Source organism: Kitasatospora sp. NBC_01302, from assembly GCF_035976515.1.
Lineage (GTDB): Bacteria > Actinomycetota > Actinomycetes > Streptomycetales > Streptomycetaceae > Kitasatospora.
In genome coordinates this window covers 7,820,993-7,838,310 of the sequence record NZ_CP108404.1, presented here as the reverse complement: position 1 = coordinate 7,838,310, position 17,318 = coordinate 7,820,993, and the positions used below count along the sequence as shown (strand labels likewise).

The window sequence follows — 17,318 nt, the reverse complement described above, 5'->3', positions numbered from 1 at the left end:
GGCGCGTCAGGACGCGGCGGACCGCGGCCAGGCTCCCCGTTCGGAGAGGTGGAGCACGAGGGCGGCGATGTTCCAGGCGTCGTCCTCGCCGCGGTGGTGGCGGCCTTCGAGGCGCAGCCCCGCGAGGTTCAGGGCGTGCGCCATGCCGGGGCGCTTGCGCAGGCCGTGTGCCTCGGTGAAGGCGGCCTTGGCGTTGGTGTGGTGCCGACCGAAGGGATAGGGCGTGCCGGTGGACTCGCACTGCCGGGTGAACTGGTGGCGGTCGTAGTCGCCCCAACTGGCCCACGGGCAGGCCCCGGCATGGTGATCGGCCGCCAGCAGGCGGCACGCCTCGGCGAAGGCGACCCCGCCGTCGACCTCGTGCTGGGTGAGGCCGGTCAGCTCCGTGCAGAACTCGCTGACCGTGGACCGGGCTGGACGCACCAGGATCCGGTGGCGGGCGAGGCGCTCGCCGGCGTCCAGGTCGACGACGGTCAGCCCGATCTCGATGATCTCGCTGACCGCGCCCGGCGGTTGGTCGCCGTCCCAGCAGGTCGCTTCGACGTCCACGACGTTCAGGAGGCGCGCGGCGCCGATGCTGTCCATGGCGGGAAGCGTAGGAGGAGCGGCGCACCGGGGCACCTGGTTTTGCCGGCCGGACGCACCCGCACGGGCGGACCTGGTCGCCGGCCCGGCCGCACCGCGTCGGGCCATCGGCCCGTCGGTCCACGGTGCGCGGCGCACGGACTGACAGACTCGGTGCCGCACGCACAGGTCCGGGCGGGCGCGCCGCCGGTGCGCGGGCCCCGGGGAAGGAGGCCGTGGACGATGGCCCAGTTGCTCTCCGTCAACGTCGGCATGCCGAAGGACGTCTCCTGGCATGACCGGACCGTGCACACCGGCATCTGGAAGACCCCGGTCGACGGACCGGTGACGGCCCGCCGGCTCAACCTCGACGGCGACGGCCAGGGCGACCTCGCCGGTCACGGGGGCGAACAGCGCGCCGTGCTGGTCTACCAGGCCGAATCCATCGCGTACTGGCGCGAGCAGCTGGGCAGCGACGGATCGGGGGCGGGCGGTGCGGCCCAGGACTTCGGCTTCGGTGTCTTCGGCGAGAACTTCACCGTCGACGGCCTCCCCGACGACGAGGTCTGCATCGGCGACCGGTACCGCATCGGCCAGGCCGAGTTCGAGGTCACCCAGCCCCGGGTGACCTGTTACCGGCTCGGTCTGCGCCTCGACGCCCCGACCCTGCCCGCCCTGCTCGTCGAGCACGGCCGGCCCGGGTTCTACCTGCGCGTGATCACCGAGGGGCAGGTGCGGGCGGGGGACGCGATCACCCGCACCCGGCGCGGCCCGCACGCGTTGACCGTCGCCCGGATCGACGCGCTGCTGTACCTACCGAACCGCGACCGCCGCCTGCTCGAAGCGGCCGTGGACATCCCGGCGCTCAGCCCCGGCTGGCGCCAGTCGTTCCAGGACCTGCTGGCGGGGAGCACCGGCACAACCGGGGCGACCGGGGCCGCGCCGGCCTGGAGCGGCTTCCGCCCGCTGTGCGTGGCGGCCGTGGTTCCCGAGAGCTCGACCATCACCTCCCTCCACCTCGCGGCGCCCGACCGGGCGGCGCTGCCGCCCGCGCTGCCCGGCCAGTACCTCACCGTGCGCGTCCCCGGGCCGGACGGTGCGCCGGCGGTCCGCAGCTACTCGCTCTCCTCGGCGCCCGGCAGCGACCGGTACCGCATCAGCGTCAAGCGCGAGGGCGCGGTCAGCGCCTTTCTGAGCACCCGGGTACGCGCGGGCATGAGCATCGAAGTCGCCGCACCACGCGGCGAGTTCGTGCTCGCGCCCGGCACGGGGCCGGTGCTGCTGATCTCCGCGGGCGTCGGCGTCACACCGGTGCTCGCGATGCTCCACCAGCTCGCCGCCGAACACGGCGGCGGCGGATCCGGCGGGCGCGAGGTCTGGTGGCTGCACACCGCACGTGACGCGGCGCAGCAGGCGTTCGCGCGCGAGGCGCACGCGCTGCTGAACGGGATGCCGGCTGCGCGCGAACTCGTCTTCCACACCGCACCGGCGGACCCGGCCGAGCCCTCACCGGTCCCGGTCAGCCACGCCCGCCTCACCGCGCGGGTCCTCGCGGAGCTCGGCCTGCCGAGCGGGGCCTCGGCCTACCTCTGCGGGCCCGAGCGGTTCATGGCCGACACCACCAAGGCGCTGGTCGACCTCGGTCTCGACGCGCGCCGCGTGCACACCGAGCTGTTCGGCACGCTCGCTCCCGTCAACCCGGGCATGCGTCCGGCCGCGCAGGTCCCGCCGCACCCGCCGGCCGGCGAGCCCGGCACCGGGCCGCTGGTCACCTTCGCCCGCAGCGGCCTGAGCGCGCGGTGGAACCCGGCCACGACGACCTCCCTGCTCGAACTCGCGGAGGCGTGCGACGTGCCGACCCGCTGGTCCTGCCGCACCGGTGTCTGCCACACCTGCGTCACCGAGGTGCTGTCCGGTCGGAGCGCCTACCGGCCCGAGCCGCTGGAGCTCCCGGCCACCGGCACCCTGCTCATCTGCTGTTCGCGTCCCGCCTCGGACCTGGTGCTGGACCTGTGACCGGACCGGCAGGTGTGACGGACCGGCCGCGCGTCACCCCCGGCGGGCCAGGGTGATGATCTCCCGGCTGGCTGCGTCGATCGGCCCGCCCTCCCAGTCCCCGTACTGCGCCTCGATCGCGAAGCCGGCCTCGGTCAGGAACCCGCCCAGCGCTTCGACGTCGAGGAACCGCAGGCTATCGTGCAGTTCGCGCAGCACCGTGCCGTCCGGTTCGGCCACCGTTCCGTGGAAGGCGACCACGTCCCCGGTCACCGAGTCGACGTCGTGCCAGTAGCGCAGGTGCCGGCCGCTCTCGGTGACGACGTCGGCGATGTCCTCCGGGTTTGCCGAGGTCCAGCCCTCCCAGGCCCGGGCCTGCGGGTGCCGGGTCTCGAAGGCGAAGCAGCCGTCAGGGCGCAGGGCGGCGTGGATCGCGGCGAGCGAGGTGCGCAGCTCGTCGTCGGTGAGCAGGTTCTGGAAGGCGTGGCCGGTCATCACGGCGAGGTCGAAACCGGTGCCGCTGCTCGCCTCGGCCGCGGTGCCCTCGACCCACTCGATGTCGCCGCGGCGGCGGGCGCGGTCCAGCGCGGCGCGGTCCGGGTCGAGGCCGACGAGGCGGCCGCGGTGGCCGTGGTCGCGGGCGACGTGCAGCATCGCGCCGGTGCCGCAGCCGACGTCCAGGACCGAGTCCGCGGCCATGATCAGCGGGAAGTAGAAGCGGTCCCCGGGCCGCCGGTCCGGATCCCAGGGGTTCAACAGGTCGTACAGCGCGGCGACTTCGGCATCCGAGAACATGGCGACAGTGTCCGCCGCCGACTGCGTGACAGCAACCGGTTCAGGGCGGACGGCAGGTGTCGCGGATCGCATCGACCCGGTGTCGCAACGGACGGGAGCCCCTCCCCCCGCACGTGCCCTTTCGGGCACTCCTCATACTCGTCAAATTTGAACAACCACCAACAACGTGATCTGATAACCCCGCCAGGCGCCACGAGGGGGATTCGATGAGCCTGTCCGCATCGTCTCCAGTCGTGCCGCCAACCGTGGCCGTGGGGGAAACGGACATCCTGCGCAGGTGCGCGGATCGGGCCGGGGGCGCTGCTCAGAGCGCGAACTCCACACCCTCGGAGGTCACGGGCCTTGACGTCCAGCCAGCTGCGGGAGCCGCCCCGCCACTCCCGCCTTTGTCTTGAATTTCGTGGGGAACCGCTCGCGGGTCGTCGTCGTCCTACCGCCAGAATGCTTGACGTGACGTCAGGTCTACGCCCGTAGGTCCCGCCCGGTGCGGGAGACGACGACGCAGCCCTGACCCCGTGGCGCCGGCGGCGTCGGCCCACCCCGGCCCACGCACGTCGAGCCCCGACCCCGAAGGCCCCGCTGACCGCTGGTCAGCCCAACCAGGTGAGTGACAGGAGAGGATCCGCATGTCGGAGATCGACGGATCAGCCAGCACCGGCACAGCCGACGCCGGATCGGTCGGCACCGGAGCGGTCGGCACGGTCGATGCCGGCCTTCGGCTGACCGGCGCAGGCGCCGACCACCTGCCGGGTGGCGCCACCGAGGTGTTCCTCGGCCTGGACGGCGCGTTCCGCGTGACCGCCGGGGCCCTGGTCCGCACGGGCACCACCGACACCGCGTTCCTGCGCCGGGTCGCCACCGAGCTGCGCGCCGCACCCGCCGGCGCACCGGCGGGTGCGGCCCCGGCCGGTGCCGCGGCACGCGGCCTGACCACCACCGGCATCCCCGGGAACGCCGACGCGGTGTGGCGCGACGGCACCGCCCACCCGGTGCCCGCGTTCGCCGCGCTGCTCGACGCGCTGGCCGCCCGGGTGCTGCGGCCGGCCGACCCGGCGGCGCTGCCCGCCGCCCTGCTGCGCCTCGACCCGGTCGGGGCGTCGGCCGACGCCGGCCGGGCGGTGGCCGCGATCGGCGTCGTGCGCGGTCGCGCGGCCTACGCGCTGGCCGAGCAGGACGGTTCGTTCGGCCTCACCGCCCTGGACGACGCCCAGCCGCTGGGCGGCTCGGGCCCGGATGCGGGGCTGCTGCCGACCGCGGTGGCGCTCGGTGCCACGGCCGGCCGCGAGCTGTTCGCGGTCGGCGGTGCGGACGGCGCGGTGCAGGTCTGGGACGCCGTCTCGGGCGCGGTGCTGCACGGGACTTCGGGCGGCGAGGGCGCGCAGGCCGTGGCGGTGGGCCTGGTCCAGGACGTGCCGCTGGCCTTCTCCGGCGGCGCCGACGGGGGTGACGTGCGGGCGATGCGCGCCGACACCGGCCAGGCGCTCGGCACCCTCTCGGTCAACGGGAACGGCGCCGACGTGCTGTGCGCCGCCCGCTGCGCCGACCTCGACCTGCTGGCGGCGGCGGGCCAGGACGGCGTGATCCGGGTCTGGAACGTGGCCTCCGGGACGCAACTGCACCTGCTGGTCGGACACGTCGGACCGGTGGCCGCGCTCGCGGTGCTGAGCCTGGGCGACCAGGCGGTGCTGGCCTCGGGCGGGGCGGACCGGCGGATCCGGCTCTGGGACCTGGCGACCGGCGAGCCGGTGGCCGAGCTCGACGGCCACACCGCGACCGTCACCGGGCTCGCCTTCACCGAGCTGGCGGACCGTCCGGTGCTGGCCTCCTGCGCGCTGGACGGCACGGTCCGCACCTGGGACGTGCGCCGGGCCGAAGCCCTGCACGGCTGGCCGGTGGGCGAGGAGTGGCTGACCGGCATCGTCGCCGTCGCCTCGGGCGCCGGCCCGGTGCTGGTGGTCGGGCAGCAGAACGGCCGGCTCTCGCGCTGGGTCGCGGCGACCGGCTCGACGCTGGGCGAGTTCACCGTCCCGGGCGCGGCGGCCCACCCGGTCACCGCGCTGGCGGGTGGTGAGCTGACCGGCCGTCCGGTGCTGGCGGTGGGGTACGGCGACGGCACGCTGCGGCTGTGGGAGGCGGGGATCGGCGTGGAGCTCTACGCGCTCGCCCCGGACGGCGGCCCGATCACCTCGCTGGCGATCGGTCAGGACGGCCCCGACGGAGCGGTGCTGGTCTGCGGCACGGCCGCCGGCGCCGTCCGCAGCCACGCGCTGACCAACGGCGCACCGCTCCCCGTGCCCGCGCCGCACGCGGGCCCCGTCACCGGGCTCGCCTTCCGCACCGGCGGCGGCGAAGCCACGGCGCTGGTCTCGGCGGGCGCCGACGGCACCCTGCGGGTCCGGTCGGCGCTCGACGGGACGCCACTGCTCCAGGTGGCCACCGGCCAGGACGGCATCACCGCGCTGGCCGCCGGAGAGGCCGACGGCCACCTGCTGCTGGCGACCGCGGGCCGGGACCGGACGGTGCGGCTCTGGCACGGCGTCAGCGGGCAGGCGGGCCCGGTCTGCGAGGGCCTGGGCGCAGCCGCCGAGACCGTCACATTCGGGGTCTTCGGCGGGCGTCCGGTGGTGATCGCGGGCGGTGCCGACGGGTCGGTGCTGGTCTGGGCGGTGCACGACGGGAGCCGGATCGCCTCGCTCACCGGCGGTGCGTCCTCGGTGCGCACGCTGGTCGCGCAGGACCTCGACGGTGAGACGCTGCTGGCGGCCGGCGACGAGCAGGGCACGCTGCGGCTCTGGCACCTGCCGAGCGGCACCCTGCTCAACGAGGCGGGCCTGGCCCAGGCCGCGCTCGCCATCAGCTTCGCGGACACCGGTCTCACGGTGGTCGGCCCGGGCGGGGTCACCACGCTCTGACCTCCGGGCCGGCGCGGCGCGTCGGCACCCGGAGGTCCGCTCCGTCATCTCTGTCGTCCCGGCTGTCCGCAGCCGACTCTAGGAAAACCCGCGGGGGAATCGATGGCTGGTACCGGCGTACAGATCGACCTGGACACGGTCGAGGCGACCGCGAAGAAGATCCACGGCCTGCTGGACGAGCTGACCACGGCCACGGCGAAGCTGAATGCGGTGATCCAGCAGGTCCAGCCGTCGGTGTACGGCACCGACGCGCTCGGCAAGGCGCTGACCGGCGGCAGTTCCTCGGTCGGCGGCCTCGCCGACCACCAGAAGCAGGTGCTGGCCGGTATCCAGGACTACCTGACGAACTCCACCTCGATGGCGCAGAACCTCACCCTGATGTGCCAGCGCCACCGCACGAACGACGGCGAGCAGGCCGCCAACCTGAAGGGCATCGGCACCAACGGCGACACCACCTCGCCCACGCTGCCGGACCGGGGTCCGGACACGACCGACCCGACGCCGACCCCCACGGACGACCCGTCCCAGGGCACGGCCTACCAGGACGACCCGACCAAGGATCCGACGTACAAGGATCCGACCGCGCCGACCCTGCCCGACGACAGCACGACGAAGAAGTACCCCGTCAACAACGTCGGCGCCCACCCTGGTGCCGGCGGGCACCAGCTGATCTGAGCAGGACCACCAGCCGAGCCGGGCGTGCCCCGGCCCGGTGCCACCGTGGCTCGCCGCCGCACGCCCGTTCACCCGTCCTGGCTTTCACCCGTCCTGCCAAGCCCGACCGTCCCGTCGAGGAGAGTGCGTCGCCGTGATCGAACTGCCCGATGATCTCGCCGAGGTCCTGAAGACCGTCCAGAGCAACAAGGACGGTTCGAGCATCGTCTTCCCGGACGCGGACGAGGACCTGATCGGCCAGCTCGCGCAGGCCTGGGACACCTGGAAGTCCGTGGCCGAGAGCCACATCCCGGCCATCGTCAGCAGCGCCGCGCAGGCCTCCTCGGCGATGTCGGGCGAGGCGGCGGACACCTTCCAGGACTACCTGCGCAAGTACGGCAGCGGCGAGGACTCGCACGCGGCGACCACCCTGGCGGCCGGCCGGGCGATCGGCGACTCGCTGCACTCGGCGAGCACCGCCGTCGCGCACACCAAGACCGAGATGATCCGCGAACTCCAGTACACCAAGGAGTGGATCGCCAACAACCCGGCCGGGAAGCACGACGACATCGCGCAGTCGGACGGCGTCAAGAAGGCCGCCGACCTCTACAACTCCTACATCGGCCAGGTCGGCACCAACGTCAACACGATGCTGCGTCAGAACAGCGGCTTCGTGGAGGCGATGACCGGTGCGGGCGCGGTCTGCAAGCTGCCCGGCGGCAGCGGCACCTCCGGCGGTTCGGGGATCAACCCCGTCACCGGCCTGCCGGACGGGACGACCTCGGGCCCGCCGCTGCCCACCGGCGTCGACGCGCTGGGGCCCGACGGCCAGTTGCTGCCCACCCAGGTCGACGCGCTGAAGCTGCCGGACGGCACGTCCCCCGGCGGCCCGGACGGCACGGGGGGCACAGGGGTCACTCCGTTCAGTCTCCCCACCGGCGGTCCGGGCGGCAGCGGCACCTCCGGCGGCCCCGGCTCGACGCAGGCGCCGCTGCCGTTCCAGATGCCCGACGCCACGATGCCGTCCCTGCAGTCGAAGGACGGCACCTCACCGTCGTTCAGCCTGCCGGGCACCGGACAGCTGAAGCCGTTCATGACGGACACCAGCACCGCCCCCACCTCGCCCATGAGCAAGGACGGCATGCCGGTCTTCCAGCCGCTGTCGACCAGTGCCCCGAAGCTGGACCTGGCCGGGCTGGACGGATCGCCGTGCACCACCCCCAAGATCTACTCCACCGGAAGCACCGGCACCTCGGGGCTGAGCCCCTGGCAGGGCGGGTCGCCCACGCTGCCCTCGTTCACCGGGCGCGACGCCGCCAACACCGGTAACTCCGGCTCCACCGGCGGGCCGTTGACCGGTCTCGACTTCCCCGCGCCGATCAGCACGACCGGCGGTCCCGACGGTGTCAGCGGGACGAAGATCCCCTTCAGCCTCCCCACGCCCGACGGCACCGACAAGCTCGGCTCGCTCTCGCTCGCCGGACTGGGCGACGGCACGGGCAGCGGGGGCGGCGGGGGCGGTTTCGGCGGCGGTGGCGGTGGCGGCGCAGGCGGCGGGGTCGGCAGCCTGGGGCTCGGCGGTTCGGGCCTCGGTGGGAGTGGCGGCAGTGGCAGTGGCAGCGGCCTGAACCTGGGCGACGTGAGTGGCAGCGGCGTGGGCGGGGCCAACCTCGCGGGGGCGGCCGGCAGCGCGGCCCTGGGCAGCTCCGTCGCGAGTGAGCTCGGCACGGCCGAGTCCACCGCCGCCTCCCTCGGCTCACAGGCGGCACGGGCCGCCGGCGGGGTCGGCGGGGCCGGCAGCACCAGCCGCAGCGCGACGCCCGTCGCGGGCGGGGCCGGCGCGCTCGGGGGCCGTGGCGGCGGTGGCGCGGGCAGGGCGGAGCGCAAGGGCAAGTCCAAGTACGTCCGACCGACCCGCTTCGGTGCCGAGATCGCGGACGAGGAGGACGAGGCAGCGCTGACCGACCGGGGCATCGTCGGGGTGGCCGGCGAGGGGCGGCAGGGCGACCGTTCCTGGCAGCGCCTGCGCCGCAACTGGCTCGACGGCGCCCGCACCGAAGGCGGTGCGACGGTCGAGGACGGCGCCGTGGAGCCGACCGCCGGGCCGCAGACCAGCGAGGAAAAGCACACCCTGGCCACGCAGTTGACCAGCGCGATCCTGGGCACCGACCCCGACGCGGCCCCGGTGGGCGGGGACGGTGCGGCCCTGGTGGGCGGCGCGGCGCCGGCCCACGAGGCGTCGGCACACGAGGCGCGGGTCCACGGGGAGGCGGCGGATCGGCCGGCGGCCGAGGCGGCACCCTCGGAGCCGGACTCCTACCTCGACCGGGCCAAGAGTGCCGCCACCCGTCGCGGCCACCCGGACGCTCCCGAGTCCGCCGCGCCGGCCGCAGCCCCCAAGAAGGCCCCGCTGCTGGAGGAGGGCGGCTACCAGGTGCCCAGCCCCTTCCTGCGGGCGGCGCTCGCCAAGCTCGCCGACGCCGGGGCGCTCGAAGGCGCCGGAGCGGCTTAGGTGCCTGCGAGCCCCGCCCGCTTCATGGGGCGGGGCTCGCAGGCACCGGACGGACCCACCGACCACGTTGACCAAATGATTCGGAAGCCCCATGGATGACGACTCCCGCACCGTCGCGGACACCATGACGCCGTACTCCGCCGACGCATCCGGCGGTGGGACCAGCACGACGCCGTACCTGACCGAGACACCCCGCAACCTCACCACCGAGGTGCCCCTTTCGCCGGTCGACGCCACCCCTCGTGACCTCACCATCGGGAGGCCCCTTTCGCCGGTCGACGCCACCCCTCATGACCTCACCATCGGGAGGCCCCTCTCGCCGGTCGACGCCACCCCCCGCGACCTCACCATCGGGAGGCCCCTCTCGCCCGACGACGCCACCCCCCGCGACCTCACCATCGGGAGGCCCCTCTCGCCCGACGACGCCACCCCGACCAGCGTCACCCCCTTCCTGACCGACGCCACCCCCCGCAACCTCACCACCGAGACACCCCTCTCCGCCGTCGACGCCACCCCCCGCAACCTCACCACCGAGACACCCCTCTCCGCCGTCGACGCCACCCCCCGCAACCTCACCACCGAGACACCCCTCTCCGCCGTCGACGCCACCCCCCGCAACCTCACCATCGGGGTGCCCCTCTCCGCCGTCGACGCGACCCCCCGCCTCGCCAGCACGACGCCCTACTCCAGCACTGCGACCAGCGGCCCGACCGGTGGCACATCCGGTGGCACATCCGGTGGAGCGGCCGGCAGCGGCTTCGCGGTCGACCCGTCGCGCTACCGCGCCGCGGTCTCGCCCCTGCTCGCCGCTGTCGAACAACTCACCGAGCTCAGCACCGGCATGACCGCCTTCCTCTCCACCATGGAGGGCCAGGCGCCGTGGGGCAACGACGAGTCGGGCAAGAAGTTCGCCGAGGGCGACAAGGGCTACCTGAAGTACAGCGCCGACACCATGAAGACCCTCAACGGCATGCCGGACGGCCTGAAGTACGTCGCCGACGGCCTCAAGGCGATGGCCGACGGCTACGAGGGGGCCGACGGCTCCGTCCAGGGCGACCTGAACAACGCGGACACTCCGGCTCAGCAGAGCGCGCCGCTGCAGCCGATGGAGACGACGGTCAGCCCGATCCTGCCCCGTGAGCCGATGTACCGGGGCGCCCCCGCCCAGGACCGCACCCCCGTGAACGGGAAGGGCTGAGAACCATGGCAGTCGAGTTGCCCGAACCCCTGCAGTGGGTCCTGATGCTGCTCGCCGGCACCCGTTGGCCCGAGGCCGACGAGGACGCGCTGCGGGAGATGGCGGACCGCTGGCGCAAGACGGCGAAGAGCGTGGAGGACGCCGGACACGCCGCCGACAACGCCGTCAAGCAGGCGCTGGACGGGCAACAGGGCTCCGCGGCCGAGTCGTTGAACACCTTCTGGGCGCAGTACACGGTCGGCAAGGGCACCGCGGACCAGCCCGGCTACTTCCCCGGGCTGGTCGACTCCTGCAACAGCATGGGCGACATGCTGGAGGAGATGGCCAACTCCGCCGAGACCGCCAAGATCCAGATCATCGCGTCACTCGCCATCCTGGCCTTCGACATCGCGACGGCGGAGGCCGAGGCACCCGAGACCCTGGGCATCTCGCTCGCGCAGATCCCGATCGCCATCGCGGCCGGCCGTGCGGCCGTGCAGGCGCTGCTGAAGGCCTTCCTGAAGGAGGTCGTCACGATGGCGGCCAAGCAGGCGGCCCAGATGGCGGCCATCAACCTGATGGCTCAGGGCATCGAGGTGGCCCAGGGCCACCGCAAGAGCATCGACTTCAAGGAGGTCGGGCAGGCCGCGGAGGGCGGAGCGGTCGCCGGTGCGGCCGGGCACCTGATCGGCAAGGGCGTCGGCGAGGGCGGGGCCGCACTCGGTCTCAGGGGCGCGATGGGGACCGTCCCCGGCAAGATGGCCACCGGAGCCGCGGTCGGCGTCGCCACCGACGCGACCACGCAGGCGATCACCACCGGGCACGTCGACGGCAGCACCCTGCTCGGCTCGGGGCTCGGCGGTGCCGGGGCCGCCGGTGCGCACGCGGCCGCCGGTGCGTTCCGGGGGCACTCCGGGCCGCCGTCACCGGAGATCCCGCACCACGACCTGCCCACGGGTCAGACGCACCTCGACTCGACCGGCAACCCCGTCTTCACCAAGAGCGGCAACCCGAACCTCGGCGACGACGCAGGAGCCGGGCTCGACGGCACGGGCTCGGGCTCCGGCTCGACGTTCCGCGGCGTCAAGGACACGTCGTCGCAGGACGACGGCGGTACCGCTCCGCACGGCCTGTCACCCTTCACCCTGGATCGCGACACCCCCTCGCCGACCGGCAGCGGCGCCGACCGCAGCGGCTCGAACGAACCGATCGGGTCGACCGGCTCGACCGGGTCGACCGGCGGGCGGACGACGGGATCCTCGCGCGTCGAGCCCGAGCCCGAGCCGCAGCCCGCTGCTCCCGTGCAGTTGAACGCGGACCGCTCGCCCGCGCCGACGGACCTGCCGGCCGAGAACCGGTCGGCCGTGCACGAGCCCGAGCCCGTGGCGCCCACCGTCGAGACCCCGCGGGAGGCCCCTGCCCCGACGCCGGTCGAGACGACCCAGATCCGGCCCGAAGCCCCAACCCCCGTCGAGAGCACCCAGATCCGGCCCGAGGCCCCGACGCCGGTGGAGACCACCCAGATCCGTACCGACGCCCCGGCGCCGGAGGAGACTGTCCGCCCGACGCCCACCGTCGAGACCCCGCGGGAGGCCCCTGCCCCGACGCCGGTGGAGACGACGCAGATCCGCACCGACGCGCCAACCCCGGTGGAGACCAACCAGATCCGGCCCGAGGCTCCGACCCCGGTCGAGACCACCCAGATCCGCACCGAAGCGCCAACCCCGGTGGAAACCACCCAGATCCGGCCCGAGGCCCCGGCCCCCGTCGAGATGACGCAGATCCGCACCGAGGCTCCGGCCCCGGTCGAGATGACGCAGATCCGCACCGACGCCCCGGCCCCGGCCCCGGTCGAGACCACCCCGATCCGCACCGACGCCCCGACCCGGGTGGAGGCTCCGGCCTTCCAGTCGTCCGACGTCCCGCACCCGGTCCTGTCCGGCGTGCACCTCGACGACACGAGCATGCCCGCGCCCGTCCACAGTGCGGTCGCCGTCGACCCGTCCGCCATGCGGTTCGGCGACCACGTGCCGTCCCCGTCGGCCGCGCCCGCCTCCTCGCACGGCGGCGGCGACCACGAGGCCCAGCAGCAGCCGGTCATGGCCGGCGCGCCGCCCGTGAGCGTTCCGGCGGGCGCGGGGGCGGGCGGTGGTGGCCGGGCCGAGGGCTCCGCCTTCGCCACACCCACACCCACCCCCGTGCCCCGTCACGACACATCGGACGTCGCTCCGCCGCCACCGGCGCCCGGCGCCCCCCGCCCGACCACCTCGCTCGGGGGGCTGCGTCCGGCTCCGGAGCGCCCGGCCGGGCCGCGACCCGACTCGGACCGGCCCGCGCCGCCACCCGGCACCAGCAGCGGCACCGGCACCGGCCGGTCGGCCGGGGGCGGTACGCGGCAGGCGAACACCAAGCCCGTGGACAACCGGCCGCCCGTGCTGACCTCCCACACCAAGTGGATGGCGGAGGGTCACAGCCGCGACGTCTTCCGCACGACGGACCTCGATCACGCCACCGAACTCGTCGACAAGCTGCCGGGGATGACACCGGCCGACCGGGCCAAGGCCATCGGCAGCCTGGACGCGAACGGGCGGCACTGGCTCGCCCGGAACCCGGAGCTGGTCGACCGCCTGCGCGACGAGCTGCCGCCGGACGAGTTCGCGCGTACCGCCGCACACTTCATGGTGAACGTCGACCCGCGCAGCGAGCAGCCGGTCTCGGCCCGCGAGGCCGCGCAGGCCCAGGTCGCGCGGATGCTCCAGGACCCGCACGTGGCAGCCGAGTTGCTCAAGCGCGGCGCCGCCGTGACGGTGGTGCCCAAGGGCGTCAAAATGACCGACGTGCCCGCGTTCCAGCGCCTGGCCGGCGCCCAGGCGGGCGGGGCCTCCGGCGGCGGCCGCGGGTGGGACACCATCCGCGGTTCGGGTGGACTGCACACGGCCTTCGCCGAGGAGAACCTGCTCGGTGGGCACACCACCGTGCCGGGTGCCGGGGACTACGCGGACGGCTACTCCACCTCCACGCACGAGTTCGCCCACAACATCCACCAGTACGGCCTGTCGCCCGACGACCGACGGACCATCACCGAGGCGTACCAGGGCAAGATCAACACCGACGACATGACCAGGATGTTCGGCGAGGAGACGCCGATCACCTGGTCCGACGGTGCCCGGAACCTGCACGACACCGACAACGACAACTACGCCTCGCGCGACGAGCTGGAGTACTTCGCCCAGGTCAGCAACGCCTACCTCGGCACCAACCACGGCACCGACCTCTACACCGGCGAGGCGCGCAACAACGGCCCCGACTGGGTGAAGGAGAACGAGCCGGACCTGCTCCCGCTGATGGAGCGGCTGTACGGCAAGGACCCGCAGGCGATCCACCCGGAGCCCGCCAACCCGGTCAACGCGGTGCAGGAGGACCACGACCTGCACGAGGCCGTCCGCAACCTGCTCGGCGACGGCACGCTCCCGCCCGCGCCGGTGGGGCACGCACCCGTGCCCCCGCAGCACCAGCCGCCGGCCGTACCGGGACAGCACGTGCCACCGCAGCGCCAGGCCCCCGCCGTGCCCGGGCAGCACGTGCCCCCCGCCGCACCCACGCAGCACCACGAACCGGCGCCCACCGTGCTGGAGCACCACGACCCCACCACCAACCAGGCGCAGCACCAGCCGGCGGACACCGGCCTGGACCACCAGCAGCCCGAGGCCACCGTGCCCCTGCAGCACGAGCCCCCCGCCGTGCCCGGACAGCACGTGCCCCCCGCCGCACCCACGCAGCACCACGAGCCGGCGCCCACCGTGCTGGAGCACCACGACCCCACCACCGTCCAGGAACAGCACGAACCCCCGACCACCAACCAGGAGCAGCACCAGCCGGCGGACACCGGCCTGGACCACCAGCAGCCCGAGGCCACCGTGCCCCTGCAGCACGAGCCCCCGCTCGCGCCGCCGGCACCGCCCCTGCCGAAGCAGCAGGAGCCCGCGGCCCGTCCCGGCTCCTCGGTGCGCCACGACCCGCCGCCGGCACCGCCGGTGGCGCCGTTGAAGCGCGACGGCTCCGACGTCTCCATGGGTTCCGGGTCCGAGCGCGAGAGCGACGACGACGCGTCGATGGGCCGGGTGTCCGACACGTCCATGGGCCGGGACTCCGATGCCTCCATGGGCCGGCACTCCGAAACCGAGTCCGAGAGCGACTCCGACGAGTCGATGCGCAGTGGCTCGCAGGATTCCCGGACCGGCCCGCCGCGCCCGCCGGTCGAGCAGCGCCGCCCGCTGCCGGTGGGGGTGCACCTGGACGTACCGGAGGGCCGGACGGACAAGCTCGCCGGCCACGAGGTGAGGGTGAGCGAGATCTCCATCTCCGCCGACCGCCCGATGACCCGCTACGGAGGCAAGCAGCGCTCGCACACGGTGCCCTGGACGCTGACCCGCCGCGCGGTCGGCGGACTGGCGGGGCGCAATGCCCACGAGCTGTGGACCGAGCTCAAGACCGAGGTCAAGGAGCTGCGGGAGTACAAGCCGCGCGGCACCGGGGCCGAGGCCAAGGACTCGGCGAAGGTGGCGACCCGCTGGGACGACATCCTCGACCGGCTCGACCGCCTCCCGGACACCCCGCCGCACGACCAGCAGCTGCACGAGTGGCACGAGCAGTTGGGCGACCTGCTCTCGGGTTACGTCGAGCTGTCGCAGCTGACCAGCTTCGCCTCGTTCGCCGACGGCCGGGCCGTCGGCCGCGGTGAGCACTCCACCATGAAGGGGCTCGACCAGGCCGAGCAGAACGCGGCGAAGAAGCCGAAGCCCCAGGAGGACGAGGGCACGGGTGACGAGAGCGACGAGGAGCCGGTGGGGGAGAACACCATCGGGGACGTCGTCCGCAACAAGCTGCTCGACCTCAAGGAGAACAAGTCGCTGACGCCGGAGGACGTGGTCGCCGCGAAGCGGCACCTGGCCCGTGGCCTGCTGCGCTCCTTCCCCAAGCTGATGGAAGGCAAGGAGGGCCCGGCGATCCTCAAGGAACTCGGCTTCGACAAGACCAACCCACCGCCGGAGACCTACGGCTCCGGGAAGCTTCCGAAGCAGGGCTTCCTCGCGGACGTCTCGGTCAAGCCGGGCGGAGCGGACGGGCCCCGGGTCGGCCGCATCATGCTGAGCGAAAAGGACCGTCCCCCCACGCAGTTCGGCGGTGGCGGACAGCTCTCCCACACGGGGTCGTGGTCGCTGCTGCGCGGAACGCTGCTCTCCTTCGAGGGGCGGGGCACCAGGGAGCTGGGCAACTGGCTCGGCGACCGGTTCAGCGGTATGGAGACCGTCGTCCGCGACATGCCGGGCCACGCCGACGACCTCAAGGCCATCAAGGAGGCCCAGAAGCAGCTCGGCACACTGGACTCCGCGAGCGACCACGAAGCGTCCCGGAAGCTGGGCGGCCTCCTGGAGACCTTCGTGACGGTCCACCAGAAGATGCCGTTCGCGAGCTTCCCCGACCACCTGCAGGGCGGCACCGCCAGCAGCAGCGGCGAGATCGATCTGCCGGTCACCAAGGGCGGGCACGACGGGGCCCCCGTCGGGCCCAGGGCGCTGGCGAGCCACTTCGACGGGGCGGCGCCGTACGGCATGGGGCTGAAGGACCTGGCGCACTCGTACCAGGACTGGAAGGCGCACGCCGAGGTCCTGGGGCCGGTCGACCAGGAGGCGATCAACCAACTCGCAGGCCGCACGTTCACCCCGAAGAACCTCGAGGGCCTGAAGGCCAGTTCCGCTGCCAAGACCGCACTCGGGGCCGAGCAGTACCTGAAGGGCCTGGGGAACTGGGACCGCGGCATGTCACTCGCCTTCGGGAAGGAGGGCGAGCAGGCGGTGAAGGGAGCATGGGCCGAGCACCGCGGCGAGTTCGGGCTGAAGGCCCTCGGTACGTTCTCGGCGCCGCCGGATCACATCACGCAGCTCGGCAAGTGGCTGGGCGCGGTCACCAGCGCCGACCGGCCGACGGACCGGCCGCAGGAGTTGGCGGCGCTGACCCGGTACTACCACGGCCTCGTGAACGCGCCGTCCACCCGGTCACAGGCGAAGGCGGCCGAGCTGGAAGCCTTCGCGGAGGCGGAGAAGACGTTCAAGGAGACCCCCGCGACCACCCCGCCGAGCCATGACGAGATCTCGCTCCGACTCGGAACCGCGATGCTCGGCAACACCATCCCGCGTGACGGCGACTGCCTCTACCACGCCGTCGGCGTGGCCCTGACCGGCGCCCCGCCCTCCCATCACGCCGCGCTCGACCTCCGCAGCCGGGTCACCGACTGGGTGCTCCAGGACGGGAACCTGGAGACGGTCCGGCAGCACGCAACCCAGTACGGGGTGGGCATGGACGACCTCATCGAGACACTGTCGACCAGCGGCAACTGGGCGGGGAACGCCGGCGACCTCGCTCCCCAGATCGTCGCCACCGCGCTCGGCGCGTCGATCCGCGTCCACCTGCCGGACGGCACCGAGCATCTCCTCGCACCGCTGACGGTCCAACCCGGCCCGACCAGGATCATCGAGCTGGACCTGGAGGACGGCCACTACGAGGTCCACGGTCCTGGTCTCGGCGGGAAGCGCCAGGACTGGGAGGAGAGCGAAGACGAGAGCAGCGGCGACGAGGGCGACATCGGGAGCTCGGACGACAGCGACGGCGAGATCGTCCAGGCCCAGAAGAAGTTCAAGCCGTGACCGCG

The 17,318-nt window shown here is 73.8% G+C and carries 8 protein-coding genes; 6 read left to right on the top strand and 2 right to left on the bottom strand.

Annotation, left to right across the window (positions count from 1 at the left end; all coding sequences use genetic code 11):
- Nucleotides 1-6: 6 nt before the first annotated feature.
- A complete protein-coding gene (locus tag OG294_RS34205; RefSeq protein ID WP_327070433.1) occupies nt 7-585 on the bottom strand; it encodes a 3'-5' exonuclease in 579 nt (192 codons plus the stop codon).
- A gap of 222 nt (nt 586-807) precedes the next feature.
- On the opposite strand from OG294_RS34205, the gene OG294_RS34200 reads away from it, so the two are divergent.
- On the top strand, nt 808-2,580 hold the full coding sequence (locus OG294_RS34200) for an MOSC and FAD-binding oxidoreductase domain-containing protein (RefSeq protein WP_327070432.1): 1,773 nt from the start codon (nt 808-810) through the stop codon (nt 2,578-2,580).
- Nucleotides 2,581-2,613: 33 nt separating this feature from the next.
- Here OG294_RS34200 and OG294_RS34195 read toward each other — a convergent pair whose 3' ends face one another.
- Nucleotides 2,614-3,354, bottom strand: a complete 741-nt coding sequence (locus OG294_RS34195) for a class I SAM-dependent methyltransferase (RefSeq protein WP_327070431.1) — start codon at nt 3,352-3,354, stop codon at nt 2,614-2,616.
- Nucleotides 3,355-3,980: 626 nt separating this feature from the next.
- Between OG294_RS34195 and OG294_RS34190 the strand changes: the two genes are divergently transcribed.
- From OG294_RS34190 to OG294_RS34170, 5 genes are all read left to right on the top strand, one after another.
- Nucleotides 3,981-6,266, top strand: coding sequence for a WD40 repeat domain-containing protein (locus tag OG294_RS34190; protein ID WP_327070430.1), 2,286 nt, complete (start codon nt 3,981-3,983; stop codon nt 6,264-6,266).
- Between the two features lie 102 nt (nt 6,267-6,368).
- A complete protein-coding gene (locus OG294_RS34185; protein ID WP_327070429.1) occupies nt 6,369-6,941 on the top strand; it encodes a hypothetical protein in 573 nt (190 codons plus the stop codon).
- Nucleotides 6,942-7,074: 133 nt separating this feature from the next.
- A complete protein-coding gene (locus tag OG294_RS34180) occupies nt 7,075-9,432 on the top strand; it encodes a WXG100-like domain-containing protein (protein ID WP_327070428.1) in 2,358 nt (785 codons plus the stop codon).
- A 91-nt stretch (nt 9,433-9,523) separates the two neighbouring features.
- A complete protein-coding gene (locus OG294_RS34175; protein WP_327070427.1) occupies nt 9,524-10,630 on the top strand; it encodes a hypothetical protein in 1,107 nt (368 codons plus the stop codon).
- Between the two features lie 5 nt (nt 10,631-10,635).
- Complete coding sequence (locus tag OG294_RS34170; RefSeq protein ID WP_327070426.1) at nt 10,636-17,313, top strand: WXG100-like domain-containing protein; 6,678 nt, start codon at nt 10,636-10,638, stop codon at nt 17,311-17,313.
- Nucleotides 17,314-17,318: the final 5 nt, after the last annotated feature.

Coding starts and splice junctions, on each gene's coding strand:
- OG294_RS34205 (WP_327070433.1), bottom strand. CDS start 585: ATGGACAGCATCGGCGCCGCGCGCCTCCTGAACGTCGTGGACGTCGAA.
- OG294_RS34200 (WP_327070432.1), top strand. CDS start 808: ATGGCCCAGTTGCTCTCCGTCAACGTCGGCATGCCGAAGGACGTCTCC.
- OG294_RS34195 (WP_327070431.1), bottom strand. CDS start 3,354: ATGTTCTCGGATGCCGAAGTCGCCGCGCTGTACGACCTGTTGAACCCC.
- OG294_RS34190 (WP_327070430.1), top strand. CDS start 3,981: ATGTCGGAGATCGACGGATCAGCCAGCACCGGCACAGCCGACGCCGGA.
- OG294_RS34185 (WP_327070429.1), top strand. CDS start 6,369: ATGGCTGGTACCGGCGTACAGATCGACCTGGACACGGTCGAGGCGACC.
- OG294_RS34175 (WP_327070427.1), top strand. CDS start 9,524: ATGGATGACGACTCCCGCACCGTCGCGGACACCATGACGCCGTACTCC.
- OG294_RS34170 (WP_327070426.1), top strand. CDS start 10,636: ATGGCAGTCGAGTTGCCCGAACCCCTGCAGTGGGTCCTGATGCTGCTC.